The organism is Rhizobium sp. L43 (genome assembly GCF_002531725.1).
In the GTDB taxonomy this organism is placed as follows: Bacteria; Pseudomonadota; Alphaproteobacteria; order Rhizobiales; family Rhizobiaceae; genus Rhizobium.
Genome location: NZ_NWSQ01000013.1, coordinates 183,286 through 207,703 on the forward strand (window position 1 = coordinate 183,286; position 24,418 = coordinate 207,703).

The 24,418-nt window shown below is 62.2% G+C and carries 21 protein-coding genes and 2 pseudogenes; 11 read left to right on the top strand and 12 right to left on the bottom strand.

The window, feature by feature from the left end; translation table 11 throughout:
- Window positions 1–83 precede the first annotated feature (83 nt).
- Window positions 84–976 (top strand): annotated as a pseudogene (locus CO667_RS18855) (LysR family transcriptional regulator).
- A gap of 102 nt (window positions 977–1,078) precedes the next feature.
- Here the strand turns inward: CO667_RS18855 and CO667_RS18860 are convergent.
- A complete protein-coding gene (locus tag CO667_RS18860) occupies window positions 1,079–1,984 on the bottom strand; it encodes a LysR family transcriptional regulator (protein WP_097619798.1) in 906 nt (301 codons plus the stop codon).
- 212 nt (window positions 1,985–2,196) lie between these two features.
- Here CO667_RS18860 and CO667_RS18865 point away from each other — a divergent pair.
- The 6 genes and pseudogenes from CO667_RS18865 (at window position 2,197) to CO667_RS18890 (ending at window position 6,496) form a co-directional block, all read left to right on the top strand.
- Window positions 2,197–2,766: pseudogene (locus CO667_RS18865) on the top strand (flavodoxin family protein).
- A 29-nt stretch (window positions 2,767–2,795) separates the two neighbouring features.
- Window positions 2,796–3,095 carry a superoxide dismutase gene (locus CO667_RS18870; RefSeq protein ID WP_097619799.1) on the top strand — a complete coding sequence of 100 codons (300 nt, stop codon included), beginning with the start codon at window positions 2,796–2,798 and terminating at the stop codon, window positions 3,093–3,095.
- Between the two features lie 108 nt (window positions 3,096–3,203).
- Window positions 3,204–4,253, top strand: a complete 1,050-nt coding sequence (locus CO667_RS18875; protein WP_097619800.1) for an NAD(P)-dependent alcohol dehydrogenase — start codon at window positions 3,204–3,206, stop codon at window positions 4,251–4,253.
- Between the two features lie 12 nt (window positions 4,254–4,265).
- Window positions 4,266–4,955, top strand: a complete 690-nt coding sequence (locus CO667_RS18880) for a type 1 glutamine amidotransferase domain-containing protein (RefSeq protein WP_097619801.1) — start codon at window positions 4,266–4,268, stop codon at window positions 4,953–4,955.
- A 106-nt stretch (window positions 4,956–5,061) separates the two neighbouring features.
- Window positions 5,062–5,478, top strand: coding sequence for a lipocalin-like domain-containing protein (locus CO667_RS18885; protein ID WP_097619802.1), 417 nt, complete (start codon window positions 5,062–5,064; stop codon window positions 5,476–5,478).
- A gap of 46 nt (window positions 5,479–5,524) precedes the next feature.
- Window positions 5,525–6,496, top strand: coding sequence for an amidohydrolase family protein (locus tag CO667_RS18890; RefSeq protein WP_097619803.1), 972 nt, complete (start codon window positions 5,525–5,527; stop codon window positions 6,494–6,496).
- Between the two features lie 22 nt (window positions 6,497–6,518).
- Here CO667_RS18890 and ugpC (CO667_RS18895) read toward each other — a convergent pair whose 3' ends face one another.
- The 5 genes from ugpC (CO667_RS18895) to CO667_RS18915 form a co-directional block, all read right to left on the bottom strand.
- On the bottom strand, window positions 6,519–7,598 hold the full coding sequence (gene ugpC / locus CO667_RS18895; protein ID WP_097619804.1) for a sn-glycerol-3-phosphate ABC transporter ATP-binding protein UgpC: 1,080 nt from the start codon (window positions 7,596–7,598) through the stop codon (window positions 6,519–6,521).
- A 28-nt stretch (window positions 7,599–7,626) separates the two neighbouring features.
- Window positions 7,627–8,676, bottom strand: coding sequence for a carbohydrate ABC transporter permease (locus CO667_RS18900; RefSeq protein WP_097619805.1), 1,050 nt, complete (start codon window positions 8,674–8,676; stop codon window positions 7,627–7,629).
- Window positions 8,673–9,710, bottom strand: a complete 1,038-nt coding sequence (locus tag CO667_RS18905) for a sugar ABC transporter permease (RefSeq protein WP_097619806.1) — start codon at window positions 9,708–9,710, stop codon at window positions 8,673–8,675. Before CO667_RS18905 ends, CO667_RS18900 begins: the two co-directional genes overlap by 4 nt.
- An 11-nt stretch (window positions 9,711–9,721) precedes the next feature.
- Window positions 9,722–10,981, bottom strand: a complete 1,260-nt coding sequence (locus tag CO667_RS18910; protein WP_097619807.1) for an ABC transporter substrate-binding protein — start codon at window positions 10,979–10,981, stop codon at window positions 9,722–9,724.
- A 66-nt stretch (window positions 10,982–11,047) separates the two neighbouring features.
- Window positions 11,048–13,570: a hypothetical protein gene (locus tag CO667_RS18915; protein WP_097619808.1), complete on the bottom strand. Its 2,523-nt coding sequence runs from the start codon at window positions 13,568–13,570 to the stop codon at window positions 11,048–11,050.
- 186 nt (window positions 13,571–13,756) lie between these two features.
- Here CO667_RS18915 and CO667_RS18920 point away from each other — a divergent pair, with 186 nt between their 5' ends.
- A complete protein-coding gene (locus CO667_RS18920) occupies window positions 13,757–14,812 on the top strand; it encodes a LacI family DNA-binding transcriptional regulator (protein WP_097619809.1) in 1,056 nt (351 codons plus the stop codon).
- Between the two features lie 166 nt (window positions 14,813–14,978).
- Here CO667_RS18920 and CO667_RS18925 read toward each other — a convergent pair whose 3' ends face one another.
- From CO667_RS18925 to CO667_RS18945, 5 genes are read right to left on the bottom strand one after another with little or no spacing between them, the layout of a single operon-like run.
- The gene (locus CO667_RS18925; RefSeq protein ID WP_097619810.1) at window positions 14,979–15,722 is read right to left on the bottom strand and encodes an ABC transporter ATP-binding protein; all 744 of its coding nucleotides are present in this window, start codon (window positions 15,720–15,722) and stop codon (window positions 14,979–14,981) included.
- A complete protein-coding gene (locus CO667_RS18930) occupies window positions 15,719–16,564 on the bottom strand; it encodes an ABC transporter ATP-binding protein (protein WP_097619811.1) in 846 nt (281 codons plus the stop codon). Before CO667_RS18930 ends, CO667_RS18925 begins: the two co-directional genes overlap by 4 nt.
- Window positions 16,551–17,453: an ABC transporter permease gene (locus CO667_RS18935; RefSeq protein WP_097619812.1), complete on the bottom strand. Its 903-nt coding sequence runs from the start codon at window positions 17,451–17,453 to the stop codon at window positions 16,551–16,553. Before CO667_RS18935 ends, CO667_RS18930 begins: the two co-directional genes overlap by 14 nt.
- Window positions 17,450–18,478 (bottom strand): ABC transporter permease, encoded by a 1,029-nt coding sequence (locus tag CO667_RS18940; RefSeq protein ID WP_097619813.1) that lies wholly within the window; start codon window positions 18,476–18,478, stop codon window positions 17,450–17,452. Before CO667_RS18940 ends, CO667_RS18935 begins: the two co-directional genes overlap by 4 nt.
- Window positions 18,479–18,499: 21 nt before the next feature.
- Window positions 18,500–20,095, bottom strand: coding sequence for an ABC transporter substrate-binding protein (locus CO667_RS18945; protein WP_097619814.1), 1,596 nt, complete (start codon window positions 20,093–20,095; stop codon window positions 18,500–18,502).
- A gap of 130 nt (window positions 20,096–20,225) precedes the next feature.
- Between CO667_RS18945 and CO667_RS18950 the strand changes: the two genes are divergently transcribed.
- The 3 genes from CO667_RS18950 (at window position 20,226) to kdgD (ending at window position 22,935) form a co-directional block, all read left to right on the top strand.
- Entirely contained in the window at window positions 20,226–20,936 is a 711-nt protein-coding gene (locus CO667_RS18950; protein ID WP_097619815.1) for a FadR/GntR family transcriptional regulator, read from the top strand.
- A gap of 65 nt (window positions 20,937–21,001) precedes the next feature.
- On the top strand, window positions 21,002–21,976 hold the full coding sequence (locus tag CO667_RS18955) for a mannonate dehydratase (protein WP_097619816.1): 975 nt from the start codon (window positions 21,002–21,004) through the stop codon (window positions 21,974–21,976).
- A gap of 32 nt (window positions 21,977–22,008) precedes the next feature.
- Window positions 22,009–22,935, top strand: coding sequence for a 5-dehydro-4-deoxyglucarate dehydratase (gene kdgD, locus CO667_RS18960; RefSeq protein ID WP_097619817.1), 927 nt, complete (start codon window positions 22,009–22,011; stop codon window positions 22,933–22,935).
- Window positions 22,936–23,323: 388 nt separating this feature from the next.
- Here the strand turns inward: kdgD and ugpC (CO667_RS18965) are convergent, their stop codons facing one another.
- Window positions 23,324–24,397, bottom strand: coding sequence for a sn-glycerol-3-phosphate ABC transporter ATP-binding protein UgpC (ugpC, locus tag CO667_RS18965; protein ID WP_097619818.1), 1,074 nt, complete (start codon window positions 24,395–24,397; stop codon window positions 23,324–23,326).
- Window positions 24,398–24,418: the final 21 nt, after the last annotated feature.

Genomic DNA, 24,418 nt, shown 5'->3' on the forward strand with positions numbered 1-24,418 from the left:
CTGCTTGCTGCTCCAGGCTCCATTGCTACCATTTCATGGACACGCGTTTATGATGGGCGTCTGTCTATGAGAAGGAATCATCAGTGGAGCGCCAGAATATCAACGACCTGATGGTGTTCCTGGTGGTTGCGAGAGAGCGCAGTTTCACGAAGGCCGCCGCCAAGGTCGGCGTCTCACAGTCGGCGCTGAGCCACACGATCCGTCAGCTCGAGGAGCGGCTGGGCGTGCGACTTCTGACGAGGACGACACGCAGCGTCTCGCCGACTGAGGCCGGCGAACGGATGCTGCAGAGCATCGGTCCGCTTTTCGACGAGATCGGATCTGCGCTCGATGGACTAAACACACTTCGGGACCAGCCGGCGGGAACTGTCCGGTTAACGGCCGGCGACTATCAGATCCAGTGCTACATCTGGCCTAAGCTCCGAGCTTTTCTCCACCAGTATCCCGACATCAGGCTCGAACTGGACGTGAACTACGGTCTGCAGGACATCGTCAGCGAAGGCTATGACGCTGGCGTGCGTTTCGGTGAACAGATCGCCAAGGACATGATCTCTGCGAGGATCGGGCCCGATGTTCGCTTCGCGGTCGTTGCCGCAGAATCATATTTTGCGTCACGCGATATTCCGAAGCATCCGAAGGACCTTATGCAGCACAAGTGCATCAATCTGCGCTTGCCCACCTATGGCGGTCTGTGTGCCTGGGAATTTGAAGAGAACGGCCGCGAGATCAAGGTTCGGGTGACGGACAACTCGTTTTCAACACGATTTATAATGTTGTCGAAGCGGCTCTCGACGGCTTCGGTTTCGCCTATGTCCCGGAGGATATCGCCAAGCGCTATCTCGATACCGGTCGCCTCCGCCGGTTTCTGGAAGATTATTCGCCCTATTGGGAGGGCTTTCATCTCTACTATCCAAGCCGGCGCCAGTCTTCGCCCGCTTTTTCCCTTCTCGTGAACGCCTTGCGTTATTCAAAGTGAGCGGCTCCGAGGCGACAGCGGCGAGCCGCTTTGTGAACGGTACGTGGCACCAGCGCCAGGAGAGGAAGCGCGAAGTGGTCGACAAAAGCGTAACAGTCCGCTTCAGACTTCGAAATGCTTCGGCAATTCGGTGGCGAGCGCGTCGATCGCCAGTCGCGACCGCAACGGCAGATATTGGTTGGTTGGCCACACGGCATAGCATTCCATCGCGGCGTGCGGCCGATCGGCCCAGAGCTCAATCAGTTCGCCGGCCTGCACGCGGTCATGGATCAACCAGTAGGGAAGCCAGGCCAGGCCCATGCCGTCGACGGCAGCATCGGCGATCACTTCGAGATCATCAAAGCGCAGTCTGGATGTCACCGACAGGTCGATCAGCGCGCCGGTCGCATCAGGAAGCTGCCAGGTCAGGCCATGATCGTTGCGCCAGTATACGAGGGTTTCATGTTCGGACAGATCCGCCAGAGAGTGCGGTTCCCCTCGTGCGGCGAGATAGGTTGGAGAGGCGCATAGCGCCTTGCGGGGGCTGGCCAGTCGCCGGGCGTGGAGTGCGGTTCCATTGCCGAGGACGCCGTTGCGCACCGCGAGGTCGAAGCCATCGGCGATCAGATCGATCTGACGGTCACTGAAGCTGAGTTCGAGTTCGAGCTTCTCATGCTCGCGCGCGTAGGCACGCAGGATGGGCGCGGCGCAGTAGCGGCCGAACAGAACAGGCAAAGACACGCGCAATCGGCCGACGACCTCGCGCCGGCCGGATTCCAGAAGAGACTCGCCTGCGCGCAATTCCTCAATGGCACGGATACAGCGCTCGTAATATTGCTGACCATCCTCGGTCAGGCTCTGCGTTCGCGTGGTCCTGTGAAACAACCGGACACCCAGGCGCTCTTCGAGACGCGCGATCGCCTTGCCGACCGCGGAACGTGTCAATGACAGCCGATCGGCCGCCTTGGCAAAGCCACCCGTCTCAACTGCCTCGACGAATGCCTGCACACCATCAAACCTATCACGCACCGAGCTAGTCCTCCCGAGCATCGAGTCCCACGATTGGAGAATCCTGGGAACCAAAGAAGATAAAAATGATCTCTAATTGTCAATTCCATTCTACGATATAACGCCGGCCAAGCAAACGATATTCGTGACGCCGACGACCAATGCGGTCGTCGAAACAGCGGGCAACCATGGCCCTCGCTTCGCGGGCGACCTCGTCAATGAAAGGACGGCAATTGCTAATATCCATCGTATATGACAGCGGGTATGGCCATACGGCACGTGTCGCGGAAGCGGTTGCCATCGGCATCCAAGAGGTCCAAGGGGCGGAGGCGAAACTCATCGCGGTCGCGGATGGAGCGATGGACTGGGAAACGCTTGAGCAAAGCGACGCCATCATCTTCGGGTCGCCGACCTATAACGGCCTCATCAGCGCCAAGCTCAAGCAATTCTTCGAGGACTCCACCAAGGCAGCCTGGTCAGAGCTGAAGTGGCGCAACAAGATCGCGGCCGGCTTCACCAACTCCGGAGCCCAGCACGGAGACAAGCTGAACTCGCTCGTATCGATGACGCTGTTTGCCGCGCAACACGGCATGATCTGGGTCGGTCTCGATCTGATGCCGGGTAACAGCAGCAGCACCGGCAGCTCGGATGACCTCAACCGGCTCGGCAGCTAGCTTGGTGTCATGACCCAATCGAACGTCGACCAGGCACCGGATGTCGCGCCTCTAGGAAGCGATCTCAGGACGGCAGGCTACCTCGGCCGTCGCGTCGCCGAGACCGTGCGCCGGTTCCAGCCCGCTTGACCCATTTTTGCCAACCAAGGAACTTTGCTATGAAACTGCTCTGCCTCGATATTCCGCAGCCCGGTGCCAGCCTGGAACAGTACCAACCGCATATGTCGGATGAAGCCCGGCACGCTTGGCAAATGTACAAGGGCGGCGTCATCCGCGACATCTATTTCCGCCAGGACCGCCCCGGTGTGGCCATCATCGCCGAATGCGAGTCGGTCGAAGCCGCCAAGCAGGCCCTGCGCGCGTTTCCGCTGGCCAAGGCCGGGCTTATCGACTGGGATGTCATCCCGCTTGGCCCCTTCCTGAACTGGGAAACGCTGTTCGCGCCAGCAAACGCCTGAGATTTCCCGTCCGCGACATCATGGAACACTTTGCGCCCGACCGCGGCTCGGCGGGCGCAGTGAGTTCGCCCCGCGCGTCGATGGCGCCAGATCGAAAGGAATACAAACATGAACGTCCTCGGTTATGCCGCTCCATCGCCCACCGGTGCTCTCGAGCCTTTCACCTTTGAGCGGCGTGCGATGCGGTCCGATGATGTCTCGATCGACATCCTCTATTGCGGAGTTTGTCATACGGATCTGCATCTGGCTCGCAACCACGGCGGCTTCACGACCTATCCAATCGTTCCGGGTCACGAGATCATCGGAAGGGTTCGTCAGGTCGGGGAGAAGGTCAGCCGCTTCAAGGCCGGTGACATGGTCGGCGTCGGCTGCATGGTCGACTCTTGCCGGCACTGCAAACGCTGCCTGAAGGGATGGGAACAGGACTGCGCCGAAGGTCCGACCTTCACCTATGCCAGCCTCGACAGGCACGACGGCATGCCGACCCATGGCGGCTATTCCGACGCGATCGTGGTGACGGAGAAGTTCGTTCTCACGCTTCCAGCCGGGCTCGATCCGGCTGGGGCCGCACCGCTCCTGTGCGCCGGCATCACCACCTGGTCGCCGCTTCATCGCTGGAATGTTGGCGAAGGCAGCAAGGTCGCGGTGATCGGTCTAGGCGGTCTCGGCCATATGGCGCTAAAGCTCGCCAAGGCGCTCGGCGCCGACGTCACCCTGTTCACGCGCTCCTCCGGCAAGGAGGAAGACGCATTCCGTCTCGGAGCCGACCATGTCGTGCTCTCGAGCGATCCGGCGCAGATGGCGTCCGTCGCCGGCCGCTTCGACGTAATCATCGACACGGTTCCCTATGACCATGACGTCAATCCCTACATGCCGACGCTGACGCTGGAAGGCGTGCTCGTGCTCGTCGGCTATATGGGGTCACTTGGCACGCCGGTTAACGCCGGCGGGGTCGTGCGCGGCCGCAGGGCGATCACAGGATCGTTCATCGGCGGTCTCGCCGAGACCCAGCAGATGCTCGATTTCTGCGCGCAGCACGCCATCGTATCGGACGTTGAAATCATCTCCATCAAACAGATCAACCACGCCTATGAGCGCATGTTGAAGAGCGACGTCAAATATCGCTTCGTCATCGACATGGCTTCGCTCAAATCATGAGGAGCCAAGACAATGGCAGATAACATCAAGCCCATCCTTTGCGTGGTCACCAGCCACCCGATCAGAGGCGACACCGGTGAGCCCACCGGCTTTGCGATGGTCGAACTCACCCACCCCCTCGCAGTGTTCCGCGAGGCCGGCATTCCGACCGAGATCGCCTCGATCCGGGGAGGCCATCCGCCGATCGACTTCTTCGACCTTAGCGATCCGGTCAATGACCGCTTCTGGAAGGACCGCGAGTTCCGCGATGCTCTGGCCAACTCCCTGGTTCTGAGTGAACTCGATCCTTCCCGCTATTCGGCGGTGTTCTTCGCTGGCGGCCATGGCACTATGTGGGATTTCGCCGACAATCCAGCCGTGCAGCACGTCACCCGCGAAATCTACGAGGCCGGCGGCGTCGTCTCGGCGGTCTGCCACGGCCCTGCAGCGTTGGTAAACGCGACGCTGTCGGACGGCAGTCATCTTGTCGCTGGCAGGAAGGTCGCCTCGTTTACGGACGAGGAAGAGGCCGAGGTCAAGTACACCAATGTCGTACCCTATCTGCTGGCGACGACCCTCAAGGACCGTGGCGCGCTGCACCAGCCGGCACCGAACTGGACGGAGAACGTGGTGGTCGATGGCCGCCTGATCACAGGGCAGAACCCAGCTTCGGCACATGGCGTCGGCAAAGCTGTGGCCAATCAGCTTGCCGCGAAGTCCTGAACGACATCCGGCGCTCCGGCCGCAGCCTGATGAGGCAATTCCTGGTGAGAGGCTTTCTCCAGTCGGACCCGGAGCCTGACAGGATCGAGACAGAGGAGAACGGCCAATGAAGACCGCCGGTACGAGTGAGCAATCCGCCGCCGATTCCGAGATCATTGCACGACTGGATGGGGGCTGGCACCTCGTGACGATCGAGCAGCCCGATGCGAAAGGAGCGGTGAAGACTGCGCGCGTCGACGGTCTCCTCGTCTGTACGCGTGATGGCTACATGGCGATCCAGGTCCGCAACCTCGAACCCGGGCATGTCGACAGTGCGTACAGCAGCGGTGGATACGAGGCGAGCTTCGGCAAAATCACGCTGGATTCCGCAAACAGCATCTTCATCTATCGTGTCGAAGGAGCGCTGGTTCACGAGTTGGTGGGCCAGGATTTCCCGCGAGCATACAGCTTTGTGAATGATCAGCTCATCCTTACGTCCACGCAGGATGATGAAAAGTGGCGAGTCATCTGGCGTCGCGGATAGCAAAACCCGCAAGGAGCCAGAAAGCGCAGATTCAAGGATTTCAAAGATGAAGATCATTGCGATCGAAGAGCATGTCCTTCCCGATGAGGTGAAGCAGGCATGGAGCACGATACCCGGCGCCGACGACGGAACGCTGGGGCTCAATCCGGGTGTACTCGGAGAACGGCTCGCCGATCTCAGGCAACAACGGCTGGCTTTGATGGATGAGACCGGCGTCGATGTCCAGGTCCTGTCGCTCACGACGCCAGGCTTGAATAATCTTGGGCGTCAAGGCGTCGATCTGGCCCGCCGCGTCAATGATCTCCTCGCCGACACCATGGCTGCCAACCCGTCCCGCTTCCAGGCGCTGGCCGTCCTGCCGTCCGTCGACGCTGATGCCGCCGCCGAAGAGCTTCGGCGTGCTGTTCGGGAGCTTGGGTGCAAGGGCGCCATTCTCTATGGCCGGGTCGGCGAAAAGAACCTCGATCACGCGATCTTCGAACAGACATTTGCCTGCGCAGCAGAACTTGGCGTCCCGCTGCTGATCCACCCGCAGATTCCTCAGGCGAGCGTTCGCGACGCCTATTATGCGGGCTTCGCAGCGCCGATCGATCTTGCTTTGTCGACCTTCGGCCTGGGATGGCATTTCGAGGCCGGCATCCAGTTCGTCCGCATCGTTCTGGCCGGCGTGTTCGACCGGTATCCCGGCCTTCAGGTGATCCTCGGCAACTGGGGCGAACTGGTGATCTTCTATCTTGAGCGACTGGCCATGCTCGATCGGGTGTCTGGACTGCAGCGTCCCTTCGTCGACTACGTCCGCAATAATCTCTATTTGACCGCAAGCGGCATGTTCAGCCCGGCCTATCTGCGGCAGGCGATCGACGCGGTCGGGACGGATCGCATCCTGTTCTCCACAGACTACCCGTACCAGTACCGGTCCGGAGGCGAAGCGCGCCGGTTTGTCGAGGGCCTCGAACTCGACGATACCGACAAACCGAAGTTCGCCCATCGAAATTGGGAGCGCTTGACTGGAAGCTGACGAGACGTTTCGCAGCAGGCTATCAGGAAAGACGCCGGCCGTCCTCGCCGAAGAGGTGCAGAACCTCGGGATCGAGATGCAGCGGCAGGCTGTCGCCGGATTTCATCCGCTGCTGGCCGGCAAAGACGGCGATCAGCTTTTTCCCACCTGCGTCGGCGTGGACGACGGTTTCCGAGCCGAGTTCCTCGACAAGGGTGACGCGGGTGTCCAGCCTGGCAGCGGCGCCCGCCTCGGCAAAGGTAATGTGTTGCGGGCGGATGCCGATGCTGACCCTCTCGCCGATCGGGTGCGCCTCCCGGGCCACAACGGAAAGACGATGGCCGCCGACGGTTTCGACTTGTGTGAAACCACCGTCGTGGCCGACGATCGCGCCTTCCAGGAAATTCATGTGCGGCGCGCCGATGAAGCCGGCGACGAAGCGGTTGGCCGGCTTGTTGTAGAGTTCCAGCGGCGTTCCCACCTGCTCGATCCTGCCGCCTCTCAGCACGACGATGCGGTTGGCAAGCGTCATCGCCTCGACCTGGTCATGGGTGACATAGATCATCGTCGCCTTCAGGCGGGCGTGGAGGGCGGCGAGTTCGGCACGCATGCTGACCCGGAGCTCGGCGTCGAGATTGGAGAGCGGCTCGTCGAGCAGGAAGGCATCCGGCCGCCGGACGATGGCGCGGCCGATTGCGACGCGCTGGCGCTGGCCGCCGGAGAGCTGACCCGGACGGCGCTGCAGGAAAGGTTCGATCTCCAGCATGCGGGCGGCGTCAGCGATACGCGCTTCGATCTCGGCCTTCGCCACCTTGGTATTCTCCAGACCGAAGGCGAGGTTTTCACGGACGCTCATATGCGGATAGAGCGCATAGGACTGGAAGACCATGGCGAGGCCACGGTCGGCGGCGCCGATCCCGGTGACATCCTTTCCGTCGATGGCGATGCTGCCGGCAGTCGGCTTGTCGAGGCCGGCGATCAGGCGCAGCAGCGTCGATTTCCCGCAACCGGACGGGCCGACGAAGGCGACGAACTCGCCGTCATTGACCTCAAGCGAGACATCGCGGATGACCTCGACGGCGCCGAAATTCTTGACGAGGTTCCTGAGCTCGAGCCCGCTCATGCACTCTCCTGTTGTATTGTCAGCTGGCCTATTTCAGGCCAGAGCCGGCGATGCCTGTGGTGATGAAGCGCTGCAGGAAGACGAAGATCAGCACGACCGGGATCATCGAGACGACGGTCATGGCGAGGATGTAGTGCCATTGCACATTGAGCTCGCCGGCATAGACGTTGAGGCCGACCTGCAGCGTATAGAGTTCCTTGCGCGAGAGCACGATCAGCGGCCAGAGGAAGTCGTTCCAGCGCCAGACGACCGAGAAGATCGCCAGCACCGCCAGCGCCGGCGCCGACAGCGGCAGGATGATGCGCCAGTAGATCTGCCATTCGCTTGCTTTGTCCATGCGCGCGGCGTCGATCAATTCGTCGGGGATGGTCAGCATATATTGCCTGAGCAGGAAGACGCCCGTGGGGGTAGCGACCGTCGGCAGGATGACGCCCCAGAGACTGTCGAACAGGTTCAGCGTGCCGATCACCGAATAGAGCGGCACGACGATGACCGAGAGCGGCACCATCAGCGTCGCCAGGATCATCAGCATGACGGCGGTGCGGCCGGGGAACTGGTATTTCGACAGGGCGAAGGCGGCCATGGAATTGACGAGCAGCGTGATCGCCGTCGCGAAGACCGTCACGAAGACGGAGTTGCGCAGGAACAGGAAAAAATCGAAGCGCTGGAACGGTTCGGTGTAATTGCCGCCGGCGAATTCCACCTCGCGCACCGGCGTGCGGTCCTTGATGTTGACCTTGACGATGTCGCCCGGTTGTTTCGGATCGATCATCTGGCCGATGATGCCGATGCGGCGGATTTCGGCGAGCTGACGGCTGCTGCCATCAGGCATCTCGACGGTGTAGAGCGGCAACGGCTTGTCGTAGCCCGGCACCACGGCCTGTTCGGTGACATAGGGCAGAAAGGACGGCGGGAATTCCGCGAGCGCCGCCGGCGTCTTGAACGAGGAGAAGACCAGCCAGACGGCTGGGCCGAACATCAGGAAGACGCCCGATATCAACCAGATCCAGGTGACGACATCGGTCCAATGCCAGCCACGGCCGCGGCGGCGAAGCAGGAAGGTGCCGACAGCGCTCATTGGCGTGTTCCCTTCTTCTCGTTGCGGCTGCTGACCCCAAGCTGGACCAGCGTCAGGATGACGAGCACGATGCCCATCAGGATCGAGGCGGCCGAGGCAAGCCCCGGATTGCGCAGCGAACTGGCAAAGCCGGTCTCGTAAATATACTGGGTGATATACATGGTGCTGGTGCCCGGCCCGCCGCCGGTGAGCACGAAGACCTCGTCGAAAATCTGCACGGCGCGGATCAGCGCCAGGACCAGGACGACGATGAGGTTCGGCATCAGCAGCGGCAGGGTGATGCGCCGGAAGATCCGGGTGGGGCTCGCCTTGTCCATCGCCGCCGCCTCGTAGAGATCCCGCGGGATCGCCTGCAGGCCGGCGAGCAGGATCAGCGCATAAAAGCCCATATGCGCCCAGACCGAAACGAAGACGGCGAAGAAGAAGGCCCAGAAACGATCGCTGAGCCAGGAGAAGGGCTCGAAGCCGAAGGGGCTCAGCGCATAGTTCAGCAGGCCTTCACGCTGCAGGATCCATTTCCAGATCAGGCCGACGACCACGGGCGACAGCAGCACCGGGAAGAAGAAGACGGCGCGCCAGAAGCCGCGATTGGAAAGCTCGCGGTTGAGGATCAAAGCCGTTGCCAGTGCCGCGATCAGCATCGCTGAGACCTGGAAGACGACGAAGACGGCGGTGTTGCGCACGGCCGCCCAGAAGGTGTCGGCAGCACAGGTCGAAGGGTCGAGATAGCTGCGGCAATCGAAGAGGATGCGGTAGTGGTCGGCGCCGACATAGGTCCTGTTCGGAAGGAAGATGGCGCTGCCGCTCGTCGTCGAATAGAGGAAGTTGATGACCAGCGGCAGGAGCACGAAGATGGTGAAGATCAGCATGTTGGGCGCCAGGAAGACGCCCGCCATGCCGTTCAGCCCCGTCAGCTTCTGCCAGCCGCGCATGGGGATGTCGACCAGCCCCATGGCAAGCCGAACAGGCGCAAGCAGCGCCTGCCGCAGACCGGTTTTGACAGGTGGTTCGGAAGAAACCGTCTTCTCCGCCATCGGTTCGTCCGTCAGTTGCCGCCAACCTTGGCCTTGATGTCCTCGTCGATGCGCGCATAGGCATCGTCGAGCTTCATTTCGCCGGCGATCACCTGGCTGATGCGGGCGACGATGGCGCTGTAATAGGCGTCGGACCACTTCCAGCCCGGCAGCTTCATCGCCGGCGCCGCCGTCTGGCCGGCCGATTCGACGAAGGCCTTCAGCGCCGCCTGCACATGCGGATTGTCGGTCTTAAAGTCCATCTGGCCGGCGGCCACGCCCTTATGCGCCGGAATGAACAGGCTGCGCTCGGCGAACTCCTTCTGCACATCGGCACTTGCCAGGTAATCCATGACCTTGGCGACGTCCTTCGGGTTTTTGGTGTATTTGACGGCGACAAGACCGGCGCCACCCTGCATGCCGGTGCAGGCGACCGTGCCGCAGGGGCTTCCCGCCATCACCCAGTCGAAACTGTCGCCGATCTTCTGGGCAAAGCCCGAGATCTGCCAGCTGCCGGAGTAGAGATAGGCGAGGCCGCCATTGATGAAGTCTTCGGCGCCGGAGCGGTAGGTGGTGCCGGCGGCACTCACCCAGACATCCTTGTTGACGGTGCCATCCTCGTTCCACTTGACGAAGCGGCTGAGGAACTCCTTGGCGCCCTGATCGATCGGCGCCGGTTTGCCGTCGGCGGCGATATAGTTGGCGCCGTAGGAGATATTCGGGCCGGAGACGCGGTGGCCGGAGCGGTCGATCGCCATGGCGAAGACCTTCTGGCTGTCGGCGACCTTCCTGGCTGCCGCCGCCCAGTCGTCCCAGGTGGCCTTCGGGCCGGGAATTTCAACGCCGGCCTGTTCGAACAGCGTCTTGTTGACGAAGCCGCCGGTCAGCGTCAGCTGCGTCATGAAGCCGGTGATGGCGTTCGAGCCGTCGGGGCGCATCCAGTCGGCCTGGGCGCCGAAATTATCGTCCCAATATTTCGCATCGGCGAGAAGAGGGCGAAGATCGAGCCAGTGCTGCGCCTGCGCCTTCAGATTGGTGACGCGGGCGATATCCGGCCCTTGCCCTGCTTCGAGCTGCACCGGCAGCTGTTCCTTGACGACGTCGTAGGAGACTTCGTCGAGGATGACGTTGACATCGGGATTGGCCTTGGAGAAGCGCGCCAGCAGATCCTTGACGACAGCGCCTTCGCCGCCGTCGGAATACCACATGATGCGCACGTCGCCGGCATGAGCGGCAACGGAACTCAAGAGAACGGCAGCAAAAGCCGCCCCGATCGATTTCATTCTGGTCATTTTCTCCTCCACTTGACCGATGAATTGCTGCGCCCGGCCGGGTCCTCCACCTGCCGGACACGTCGTCTATGAGGCGGCGCGCCGAGGCTGCCTGCCCGATATCTCCAGATGTACCGCTTCTCCCGGCACCGACCAGTCCGAAGGTCTGAGAATACGGTTTTCGGCGCGCACGGTGCCGTCTTCCTCGAAGACGACATGGCCGTAGTCCGGATCGGTGACGGTCAAGGCGCCCTGCCCGTCACGGCGGGCGGCGAGTGTAGCGAAACGCGTCCGCATGCCGTCGAGGCCGCCCTCGCGGGTGAGATCGGAGAGACGGACAATCCAGCGACCGTTGCGGCCGGCGAGGCGCAGCTCGACATCCGTCGTCGGGCCGTGCTTCACCGGTTCGAGCGCGCCGTTGCCGATCAGCAGCGCAAGCCCGTCGCCGGATCGGGCCAGCGCCAGATTGCCGTCGACCACCCTCTCATCGAAGGCTTCGAGCGGGAACCAGGCATGGGTGAAATCCGGCTGGCCCTCGAGGATGTCGAAATCGAGGATCGCCAGATCGCGATACTGATGCACGCGCGGCAGCGTTCCGCAGCCGCCCCAGAAGCTCGGCCGGCCGTAGCCGAACTGGATGGTTTCGCCGGGATGGTTGATCCAGATCTGTGCTTCCGGCCGCTGACCCAGGCGCAAATGCAGCACCGTCTCCTGATAGCCCCAGGCGCCGGGGCGATAATGGGCGATGGTGCCGAGCGCGGTGTCGCGTGTCTTGTAGTGATAGAGCGCCGCGAAACGGTTCTCGCCCTGGGAAAAGGTCCATTCCTGGGCGTCGTCGGACTGGTGCGCGGCGATCGCCGCCAACGCTTCTGGAAAGTGCAGGCCGTGGTCGCGGATGCAGACGGCAAGCTGCGGCAAGGCGTGGACGCGCCGGCCGTACCAGCCGCGGCCCCAGAGCAGGCGGGCGATGGCGGAGAGTTCGACCGAGCGGCCGGGGCGCAGCGTATGTTCATAGGAGCGGCCCTGGCTGCCGGTCAGCATGCCATGATGGGCCGAGCGGGCGACGATCTCCATCAGCCGGACGATGCTGGCGCTCGCCCGGGCGCGGATAATCTCATCCGGCGCGCAGGCGGCCAGCGCCGTCAGGCCTTTGAGGTCGATCGGGAAATAGGGAACGGAATTCCACTCGGCCATTTCCCAGCGCTCGAAATGATCGAGCCAGGCGCGGACACGCGCCTCGCCGACCTGCATCTGCGCAGCACCGCTGCGGCCGGACCGGACGAAGACGGCATCGGGGAACAGCCTGCCGCCGAGATAGGCGGCGGTATGGAAGAGAAGCGCGTGGTTTTCGGAGAAATACCACTGAACGTCGTTGCCGGGCTCATCCATCCAGTAGCGGTAATTGAGCACGGCGTGCTCGATCCTCTGCCGCAGGCCTTGCGACAGCAGATCGCTCCAGCGCGTATAGGCAAAGAGCAGCGGCACCAGCACGAAATCGGCGCAGTCGTGACAATCCTCGATCACAGGCAGCATGACTGCGATCATCGCCTCGGTCTCCTCGCCGCCCTGCCCTAGAGCGAGGCGCGCGAAGGCGCAGACCGTATCGGGCTCGGAATGGGCGGCGACCTCGGCCAGCGCCTCGGCAACGCGGTCCTTGAGGGCGGCCGGTGCCTCACCCTGCCGCTCGGGATGACAGATCTCGACGCCGAGCGTGCGACCGAGCGAAAGCTCGCCTGTTTTGAAGGTGATGCGGAAATGGCGAAAATCGGCCGGCATATCAGCCGAGGGGCCGAGCTCCAGCCTGGTTGCGCCTTTTTCCAGCGTGAAATCATAGTCGAAGCGCTCGATCGACATGAAGTCGCCTTCGATCTCGACATGGCAGCTCAGCACCACCGGCAGCGGCACGGGAAACAGGATCGTTACATCTTCGCCGAGATAGGCGGTGCGGTCGAAGCGCATGCCTTCGAGGATTCCCTCCAGCGCATCCGCGTCACCGGCGGCGATCGGAACGGGAACTGATGTTTCGACCTCCGGCCCGTCGAGATAATCCAGCTGGAAATAGAACCGGGCGTCGCGCTCGGCGAGATCGTCGACATAGATGCGGATCTCGTTGGGGCCGGCGACAAGCTCGACCTCGAAGATCTGCTGGGCTTCCAGATTGCGCTCGTAAGGCGCCATGAAGCCCTGCTCGGCGCCATTGACGAAGAGGATGGCGCCGCCGCAGGTCGACAGGCGAAGCGTGGCACGGCCGGCCGACCGGGCATCGAGGAAGGTGCGCGCCCAGCAGCCGATGCGCGTCGGGCGAAACCAGAAGCCGGACAGATCGACACGCGGCGACGCAAAGGGCAGCCACCAGCGGCTAGCCTCGAATTCGGCTGATGGCTGCGGCCGCCGGCCGGAGAAGGATTTTTTGAATTCGGTGCGGCAGGGATATTCGTGCGGAATGAAGTTCTTCGTCTTGGTGACGAAGAAAAACGGATCCATGCTGCCTTCCATCGGGCCGTCGGCGACGTCGTAGCGCTCCTCAGAGAGACGGCCGAGCTGCCAATAGACGATCGGGGCTTGCTTCGCGGTCTGGCGGCGGAGATGGGATTGCTGCTCGGCGGCCATGCTTCAGCCCGCTTGAACCTGAAGACAACAGGCAAAACACCGACGCGTGAACTGGCCGTCAAACCGCATCCTCAAAGCCTCCCTGCTCTGTCGCTTGTCGCGGACACCTCAAGCAATTGTGCATAGGCGTTCCATTTGCGCAATCTGAAAGATTTTTGCATACTGAAGAGGAAGCGAGGAGATGTCATGTCAGCGGAGCAGAAAAAAGGCAGGCGCACACGCCTCGACGACATCGCCGCCCGATGCGGCGTCTCGATCAGCACGGTCTCCCGCGCGCTCGCCGGTGAAAAGGGCGTCAGGCCCGAGATCCGCAAGCTGGTGCTGGAAACGGCAAGCGCGGTCAGCTACGCGCTGCCGGCCAGTGTCGCCGGCAAGAAGGTCATGCTCGTCGCCTCCGGCGCGGCGATGATCGACTATGTCCGCAACCAGTTCACCCTCTACGTGCTCGAAGGATTGAACGCGCGCGCCGCCGCCCTCGGCATCGAGGTGGCGATGCGCCCGGTCGCCGACAACGGTGACGAAGCGCGCGTCGTCGCCGAGATGCGGGACGATCCGAGTTTCGGCGGCATGCTGATCCTGACCGTTGACGATGAGGATATGCTGGCGGCGGCCGCCAGCCTCGGAAAGCCTGTCGTGCTCGTCAACAGCGACGATCCCTATATGCGGCTTTCGAGTGTGACGCCCTGCAACCGCTCGGCCGCCTTCATCGCCGCCGAGCACCTGATCAAATCCGGGCATGAACGCATCCTGTTCATGCTGAGGCCGGGACGGCGAACGATCGAGCGGCGCCTGGAGGGCTGGCGCGACGCCCTGCAGCACCACGGGCTGAAAGCCGATGCCGACCTGGTGCTGGAGGTCGGCGACTGGCTGCCGGAACTCGGCGCCGAGACCATCACCCGGCTCGTCCGCGACAAAGGTCTCTTCTTCACCGCCGTCCTGACAGCGGGCGACAGTCTTGCCAACGGCGCCGTGCGCGGATTGCAGGCGATGGGTTATGCCGTGCCGCAGGACATCTCGGTTATGGGCATAGACGACCTGCCGCAGTCGGCCTTTCTCAATCCGCCGCTCTCGACGGTGCATATTCCGATGCGCGAACTCGGCGCCACCGCGCTCGATCTGCTGCGCGACATGATGCTCGGCCTTGCGACGCCACGGCGCCGTGTCGAGCTTTCCTGCCATCTCGTCGAAAGGGGTAGCGTTGCGGCTGTCAGGCGTATGCCTGCTGTGACGGAGGGGCGTTGAGGATTCTGTGCCGGGGGGGCAGCCCCTCATCCGGCTGCCGCCACCGACCGGGGTCGAGCCACTCGTCTCGACCCGTCCTTCGGACCCCCGTAAACGGGGCGAAGGGACCAGGCCGCGAGCTCTCCGAAAGCCTCTCGCAGGGCACGTCCCCTCTCCCCGTTTTTTATCAAGCCTCCATAAAGCTCGCTTCGAACAGTTCCCGCGCATAGGCATCATGCGTAACGCCGGCCTGCAGATCTGCTTTGGTGAGCTCATCGACGAAGCAACCGTTCTTCATGATCAGCACCCGGTCGCACATATGGGCGATGACAGCGAGGTCGTGGCTGACGAGCAGATAGGTCAGCCCTTTTTCCTCGCGCTGATCGGCAAGCAGGTTGAGGATTTCGGCCTGGACCGAGACGTCGAGCGCCGAGGTCGGCTCGTCGAGCAACAGGATGGGCGGCGACAGGATCAGGGCCCGGGCGATTGCCACCCTCTGCCGCTGGCCGCCGGAAAGCTCATGCGGAAAACGGTTTGCGAAGCTTGCCGGCAGCCCCACCTGGATCAAGGCTCTTTCGACCTTCAACCAGATATCGGCATGGCCCATGGAGCGTAGCGGTTCGGCCAAGGCGGTGCCGATACGATGGCGCGGATGCAGGGATCCGTATGGGTCCTGAAACACCATCTGGGCGAATTTCAGCTCTTCGCGGGAGCGCTTCTTGCCGATCGGTTTGGCGCCAAGCTCGATCTGGCCGGTCCAGCCGGCCTCCATGCCGGCGAGACACCGCAGCACCGTCGATTTGCCACATCCGGATTCACCGACAATGCCAAGGGTCTCGCCCTCATTAACCTGAAAACTGATGCCCCTGACGACATGGTTGCTTGATTTGCCGGAGGCAAAGACGACATCGAGGTCACGCACATTGATCATTGCGCCGTCTCCAGATCGAGTTTCGTCCTGTCGAGAACCGCAAGCCGGCGAACCGGATTCCTGGGGTCGGGCAGCGCAGCGATCAGCCCGCGGGTATAGGGATGGCGGGCGTCCTCGAGACGGGTAAGCGTCTCAACGATCCGGCCGGCATACATGACGATGATGCGCTCGCAAAAGGCTGCCACCATGCGAATGTCGTGGCTGATCAACAGCAGTCCGGAATTGTTCTCGCGCACCAGTTCATCGAGCAGCAGCAGCACGTCCTTGCGAACGCTGACATCGAGCGCCGAGGTCGGCTCGTCGGCGATGACGAGCTTCGGCCGCGCCAGCAACATCATGGCGATCATCACGCGCTGGCCCATGCCGCCCGATATCTGGTGGGGATAAAGCGCCATGACCCGGTCCGGATCGCTGATGCGCACGCGCTCCAGCATGGCGCGGGCAGCCTCATGCGCCTGTTTCTTGTGAAGACCGAGGTGAAGGCGCGCGGCTTCGGCGATCTGCTTGCCAATCGAGAGCACCGGATTCAGCGAATAGCGCGGATCCTGCATGATCAGCGCGATGTCCTTGCCGCGTAGCGCTCCCATCTGACGCTCGCTCTTTGAAAGCAATGGATCGCCGCCGAGATCCATGCGTTCGGCCGAGACCACCGCGGCCGGCGGCAAAAGGCGCATGATGGCGCGACCGGTCGTCGATTTTCCGGAACCGGATTCTCCGACGATGCCGACGCGTTCGCGCCCGACGTCGAAGCTGACGTTGGAGACGGCGGGCACGGCGCCTCGGCCGAAACGGACGGTCAATCCTTCAACGGAAAGAACGGGCTGCAGATCACGATCTTGCATGGCGGGGATCCAAAAGGTCGCGCAGAGCATCTCCGGCGATGTTGAAGGCAAGGCTGGTGAGGAGGATGGCGATACCCGGCATGACGGCAACCCACCAATAATCCAGCATGAACTTGCGGCCGCTGGAGATCATCGCGCCCCATTCCGGCGCCGGCGGCTGGGCGCCAAGCCCGAGGAAGCCAAGCGAAGCTGCCGTCAGAATGATGCCCGCCATGTTGAGCGTCAGGCGAACGATGACCGACGGGACGCACATCGGTGCGATATAGAGGAGAAGAATGCGCATCGGCGAGGCGCCATAAAGGCGGGCGGCGACCACATAATCGGCGTTTCTGACGACAAGCGCCTCGGCGCGCGCGAGCCTCGCAATCGGCGGCCATGCGGTCAACGAGATCGCGATGATTGCCGTGGTCAAGCCGGCGCCGAGTGCCGCAGCAAAAGCCAGAGCCAGAATCAGCGACGGAAAAGACAGAACGATATCGGTGGCGCGCATCAACATCGCATCGGTGCGGCCTCCGAAGAAGCCGGCAACGACGCCGATCAACAGGCCGATCGGCCCGACGATCAAGGAGATCGACAGCACGGTCTGGATGGTGATGCGCGTGCCGAAGATGAGGCGGCTCAAGATGTCACGGCCGAATTCGTCCGTGCCCGCCAGATGCGCGAGGCTCGGCGGCTGCAAGGCATCGCCAAGCGCCTGTATCGCCGGATCGTATGGCGCCAGGAGCGGCGCGAAGATTGCGATCAAGCAAAGCAGACCGAGGATGACGAACCCTCCAAGACCAAGCGGCTCGGCCGCCAATTTGCGGCCGGCGCGCGCAAACGACGCCGCAATACGGGTCGACACACTTGGAGGGCGGATCTGAATCTCGCTGCGGATAACGTCGCTCATCGGGCCGCCTCCCGCATGCGCGGATCAAAGACGGCGTAAGCGACGTCGGCCAGGAAGTTCAACAGCATGAAAATGAATCCCACAATGATGGTGCCGGCGACGATGGCGTTCATGTCGCCGATCATCAGCGCATTCGTCATGTACTGGCCGATGCCCGGCCAGGAGAAGACGATCTCGGTCACGACGGCGCCTTCGAGAAGCCCACCATAGGAAATGGCCAGGATGGTGATCAGCTGCACGGCAATGTTCGGCAGGACATGGCGCAAGATCGTGCCGGTCGGGCTGACGCCCTTGGCCCGGGCGGCGATGACGTAATCCTGGCTCAGCTGCTCCAGGGTGAAACTGCGTGTCATGCGGGTGATGTAGGCCATCGCCGCATAGGCAAGGATGACGGCGGGAAGAATGATGTGGCCAAGGGCATTCCAGAAGATTTCGGTCTCGCCCTGCAGCAGGCTGTCGATCAGCAACAGGCCGGTTCTCGGCGTGACGAGGCCTTCGTAGAAGACATCGATCCTGCCCGGGCCGCCGACCCAATTGAGGCCGGCATAGAAGATGACCAGCCCGACGATGCCGAACCAGAAGACCGGGATCGAATGGCCGACGAGCGCGACCACCCGGGCGGTCTTGTCGATCAGGCTGTCGCGAAACAGGGCTGCGGTGAGCCCGAGCGGAACACCGACGAAGGTGGAAATGATCACCGCCAGCGTCGCGAGTTCGAATGTTGCCGGAAACGCCTGGGCAAGGTCCGAAGAGACGGGATTGCCGGTGAGGACGGCAGTGCCGAAATCACCATGCGCCAGCCCATAGAGATAGAGGAAAAACTGCTGGTAGATCGGCAGGTCGAGCCCCAGGCGCGCCCGCATCGCCGCATAGGCGGCGGGATCGGCGAGCTCGCCGACGATCGCGCCGACCGGATCGTTGGGCAAGATGCGGCCGATCACGAAGGTGACACAGAGGAGGATGAACAGGCTGACCAGCAAATGCGCCAGGCGTCGGCCAAATTCGGCTACGGAGAGTTCCTTCATGATCGGCTTACCCTGGGAGTCTTACTGGGTTTCTACCTTGGTCACGTTCTCGAGACGCGTCAGCTGTGAGGGATGCCCGATATATCCCTGCACCTTGCTGTTGAGGACGATCGGCTCGAAGCGCTCGAACAGCGGCAGCACTGCCGGCTTCTGTTCCACGAACATTTTCTGCATCTGAACGTAGAGTTCGCCGCGCTTCTTGGCGTCCGGCTCCATCGATGCCTTCGCCGTCAGGGCCGTCAGTTCGGGAATGTCCCAGGCCGAGCGCCAGACGAAGTTGCCGGCATTGTTGGCTTCCTTCGAGTTATCAGGATTGGAGGAAAACTGCTCCATCGAGCCGAGTACGTTCGGCATGTAGGCGCTGGTCTGCGGGATCAGCAGATCGAAATCCCGGGCGCGATGGGCGGCAATGATTTCCGAGCCGTTGCCCTGCTGGATGTCGATCTTGATGCCGACCTGGGCAAGCGATGCCTGGATGGCGGTGGCAAGATCGATACGCGGCGTCTGCGCAATGGTCTTCAGCGTCAGCGAGAAGCCGTCCTTGAAACCGGCCTCGCTCAGCAGCTGCTTGGATTTCTCGACGTCGAGATGCCAATCGGGATTCGCAATCGCATATTCGAAATTCTCCGGAACGGGAACGTTTCTCGCCCGCCCATAAGGCCCCATGATCGTCTTCTCGATGCCCTTGTAATCGATGCCGTAGGCAATGGCCTCTCGGACCTTGGGATTGGAGAGGTACTGGTTGCCGGCATTCATCGACAGCACATAGAAGCCGCCTGTCGGAATGCGCTGGATGGCAAAGCCCTGCTTGGCCTGGAACGTCGCGAGATCGGATGCCGTCAGGGCGCTGGCAATATCGATATCGCCGCGCTCCAGCATCAGCCGCTCGACCTGGCTTTCAGGCACATGGCGGACGATGACGCGCTTCATCTTCGGCGCGCCGGTCATATAGCCCTTGTTGGCATCGAGAATGACCAGCTCATTCGGAGACCAGCGATTGAGGGTGAACGGACCGGAGCCGGCCGAATGCGTCCGCATCCAGGCGTTTCCGTAGTCATTGTCGACGGCGTGTTTCTCGACCTCGACGCTGTCGACCACGCTGGTGGTGGTCGTCGTCAGCCGGTAGAGCAGAAGCTCTGCCGTCACCTGGTCGGAGAGATCGATCCGCACCGTCTGGTCGTCGACCACTGTCACGAGCTTTTCGACATTGTTCTTGTCGTAGCCGACGCGCTTGAGGTTGGCGGCGGCAGCCTGATCCATCTTCAGGAGCCGGGCCAGCGAATAGACCACGTCCTTCGAGGTGACCGGGTTGCCGGAGGCGAAATTGGCCTTGCGCAGCGTGAATGTGATGCCCTTGTCGTCAATTTTCCAGCTTTCCGCCAGCTGCGGAAGGATCTTGCCATCCGCCGTGCTGGCGACCAGCCGGTCGTAAAGGTTCGACATGATCTCGACCGCTTTACCTTCGGTCGCCTGCTGCGGATCGAGGGACAAAACCTGCGCCAGCGATGTGCCCACAACCAGCTGGTCCTGCGGCGTCGCAGCCTGCAGCTGCGGTGCTGCGATCGTCAGGGCGCCGATGACGGCGCCGACGAATAAGCCCTTAGAAAAATGCTTCATTGTCAGTCCTCCCTGGATTACTATAAGAGACATATTATGTCACCCGTATGTCGTATTATGATTTAACGAAATCGAATATGATTTGCAAGAGCCGAACGGAAGACGTGATGCAGAGGAATGGGGAACGGACATGACGACACTCAGCCGCGGTCGGCAAAGACTGGCACAGCAGGTCATCGATCAGCTGCGGGCGCAAATCGAAACGGGGAAACTGCGTGTCGGCGACCAACTGCCGACCGAGCCGCAGCTGGAAGCGACCTTCGGCGTCAGCCGCACCGTGGTGCGCGAAGCAATTGCCGATCTGAGATCGGCGGGCTTCGTCAAACCGATCCAGGGCAAAGGGGTCTTTGTCGCGGACCCGAAGGTTCATTCGGTCCTGTCGTTGACGCCAGTGGAAATCAAAAGCATCCCGGAAACCTTGGAATTGCTGGAGTTTCGCATGGCGGCCGAGGGTGAAGCGGCAGCAATCGCCGCCTATCGCCGCACCGCCGAGCAGGAGGCGGCGATCCGCGAGGCCAATCGCAGAATGGCGCAACTGATTGAGGCCGGACAGCAGACGGTGGAAGCAGATTACGCCTTCCACATGGCGATTGCCGCCGCCACCAACAACCGATTCTATGTCGACGTTCTCCGCCATTTCGGCCCCAAGGCCATTCCCCGCGGCCAGTTTCCGACCCTGCCTGAGGCCAATGACCGGGACTATCTGCAAAAGGTCTATGCCGAACATGTGGAAATCCTGTCGGCGATCGCCGACCAGGACCCGGAACGCGCCCGCCAAGCGATGCGGGCACATATGATGGCCAGCCAACGGCGTTACCGGATGCTAGCCGAGCAGCAATAGGGCTCGACTCTCTCCAAAATTCATATTATGTCATATGACATTGTTGAATTTGGAAAGAGACTCAAATGTATCTGGGAACACAGGTCGCTGCGCGGGATGACGACGATTATCGCATCTTCGCGCAACTGGGTGTGAAACATATCAACGCCGACCCGCCGGGAAAACCGAGCAGCTGGACGCTTTCCGACCTCGAGCGCCATCGCGACAAGGTCGAAAGCTTCGGCCTGATCCTCGACATGATCCAGCTGCCGCTGCCCTCGCAGCCGATCGAGAAGGCATCCTATCCCGATATACTGCTCGCCGGCCCCGAGCGCGACCGGCAGATCGACGCCGTCTGCAAGCTGATCGAGAATGCGGCGGCGGCCGGCATTCCGGCCGTCAAATACAATCTCAATCTGATTGGCATTCCCCGCACGCCGGATGAACCGGGGCGCGGCGGCTCGCTGAATGCCAGCTTCCGCTGGGACAAGACGGATCAGCAAGCCGAGCCCGGTCTTGCCGGCGTGCTCTCCGAAGACGACAATTGGGAGCGGATCGACTATTTCCTCGAGCGCGTCGTTCCGGTCGCCGCAAGCAACCGCGTCCGGCTCGCCTGCCATCCGCACGATCCCTATACGCCGCCCGGCTATCGCGGCGTCACGCGGGTGCTCGGCACCGTGGAAGGCCTGAAGAAGTTCGTGCTGATGCGCGAAAACCCCTATCACGGCCTCAATTTCTGCCAGGGCTCGATCGGCGAGATGCTCGAAAATCCCGGCAAGGAGATCGACGATGTCATTCGCTGGTTCGGCGAGCGCGGCAAGATCTTCAATGTTCACTTCCGCAACATTCGCGGCGGCAAGCTTTCCTTCATGGAGACGTTCCCCGAGGAAGGCGACATGGACATGGTCCGCTCGGCCAGGATCTACAAGGAGGTGGGCTTCAAATACATGCTGATGCCCGACCATGTACCGACGGTCAGCGGCAAGGATCCAACCGCCACCGCATTTGCCTTCTGCTACGGCTATATCGCCGCCCTTCTGCAGGTGCTGGAAAGCGCCTGACACGGTCTTCAACACGTAGAGAATAGGACTTCATGATGAACCCGATTGAACTGAAGAAGGCCGTTGGTAGTGGTCTCCTCTCGTTTCCGGTCACGCATTTCGACGATCAGCTCAAATTCGACGAAGCGAAGTATCGCCGCCATGTCGAGTGGCTTGCCGGTTATGACGCCGCCGCGCTGTTCGCCGCCGGCGGCACCGGGGAGTTCTTCTCCCTCAATCCGAGTGAGATTCCGCAGGTCGTCCGGGCCGCCAAGGCGTCGGCCGGCAAGACGCCGATCATCTCGGGAACCGGCTACGGCACGTCGCTTGCCATCGAGATCGCACAGGCGGCCGAGAAGGCCGGCGCGGACGGACTATTGCTGCTGCCGCCCTATCTGATGCTTGCCGAGCAGGCCGGGTTGATCGCCCATGTCAAGGCGGTCTGCCAATCGGTCGGCATCGGCGTCATCGTCTATAACCGCGACAACGCCATTCTTTCGGCCGAGAGCATCGCGCGCCTGGCGGAGGAATGCCCGAACCTGATCGGCTTCAAGGACGGCGTCGGCGATGTCGACAAGGTCATCGAGATCACCACCCAACTCGGCGACCGTCTCGTCTATGTCGGCGGCATGCCGACCCATGAGGTCTATGCCCAGGCCTATTTCGCCGCCGGCGTGACGACCTATTCCTCGGCCGTCTTCAACTTCGTCCCGGCGCTCGCCCAGCGCTTTTATGGCGCCTTGCGCACCGGCGATCAGGCGACTGTCAATGAGATCCTGAAGAGCTTCTTCTTCCCGTTCGTCGCCTTGCGCAACCGCAAGAAGGGCTACGCCGTCTCGATCATCAAGGCCGGGCTTCAGGTTCTCGGGCAGAATCCGGGACCGGTGCGGCCGCCTCTGACGGATCTTACCCAGGACGAGCTGGCGCTCTTGGACAAGATCGTCCAGGCCAACGGCGTCTCGCGGATCGCGGCGGAGTAATACGATTGGAGATGAAGGACGGGCCTCAACCCGTCCTTCGGCGCCCCGTAAACGGGGCGAAGGAACATGCCGCAGCGTCTCGTTTCCCTCTTCTCCCCAGCGGGGAGAAGGTGCCCGTAGGGCGGCCGGCGACGCCGGTCTGCCCATGCGGATTCCGACCGCGCTATCGTCGGTATGCCAGAATAAGTTATGGGTGAAGGATGTGCCGTGTGGCCCCCTCATCCGCCTGCCGGCACCTTCTCCCCGAGGGGAGAAGAGATTATGCCGCGCACTTTCCGCTCCCCCGCTCACCTCTCATAGGGCGCGTCTACGGAAGACCGGTCGAGACAAGTCGACTCCGGTTTGGTTTAGAGTGGAAGGCAGCAGCTGACAATAAACGCCGTCCCACCTACAACGCCACACCGGTGCCGCGGTCGAAGACATGCACCTGATCGCTCCCGATACTCGCCTCGAACATCGCGCCATAGCGGGCGGGATATTCGCCGTCGACGATGGCGGTCACCTGCTGGCCGGCGAGGTCGAAGACGACATGGGTCTGGGCGCCGGTGGGTTCCACCAGCATCGTCCGGCCGGCGAGCGGTGTGCCGGCTGACAGGCCGGGAACGAGATGTTCGGGGCGCAGGCCGATGGTGATGGCCTGGCCGGGCTTGACCTTGCGGTCGGGCGCGATGCGGATCGCCGTGCCGTCACTGAGACGAGCAGCAGGCCCACCATTTTCGCCGTCGACCGTGCCGTCGAGCATGTTCATCGCCGGTGATCCGATGAAGGCGGCGACGAAGAGATTGGCGGGTTTCCTGTAGAGTTCGAGCGGCGTGCCCTGCTGCTCCACCCTGCCCTGATTGAGCACGACGATGCGGTCGGCGAGCGTCATCGCTTCGATCTGATCATGGGTGACATAGATCGAGGTCGTCCGGACCTTCTGGTGCAGCGTCTTGATTTCCGAGCGCATCTGCACGCGCAGCTTGGCATCGAGGTTGGAGAGCGGCTCGTCGAACAGGAAGACGGCGGGATTGCGCACGACGGCGCGGCCCATGGCGACGCGCTGGCGCTGGCCGCCGGAAAGCTGGGCCGGCTTGCGGTCGAGCAGCTGGGCGAGATCCAGCATGCGGGCGGCCTCCGCCACGCGGAGCTCGATCTGAGGTTTGGCGACGCCGGCGAGCTTCAGATTGAAGCCCATGTTTTCCGCCACGGTCATGTGCGGATAGAGCGCATAGGATTGGAAGACCATGGCGATGTTGCGTTCGCGCGGCGTCATAGCGTTGACGACCTTGCCGCCGATGGCGATCTCGCCATCGGTAATCTCCTCGAGGCCGGCGATCATCCGCAGCAGCGTCGATTTTCCGCAGCCGGACGGGCCGACGAGGGCGACGAATTCGCCATCGTCGATATGAAGCGAGATGCCGTGGATGACATCGACGGCGCCATAGGTCTTGCTGATATCGGTGAGTTGAACGGATGCCATGATGGTACTCCAATGGTTCGG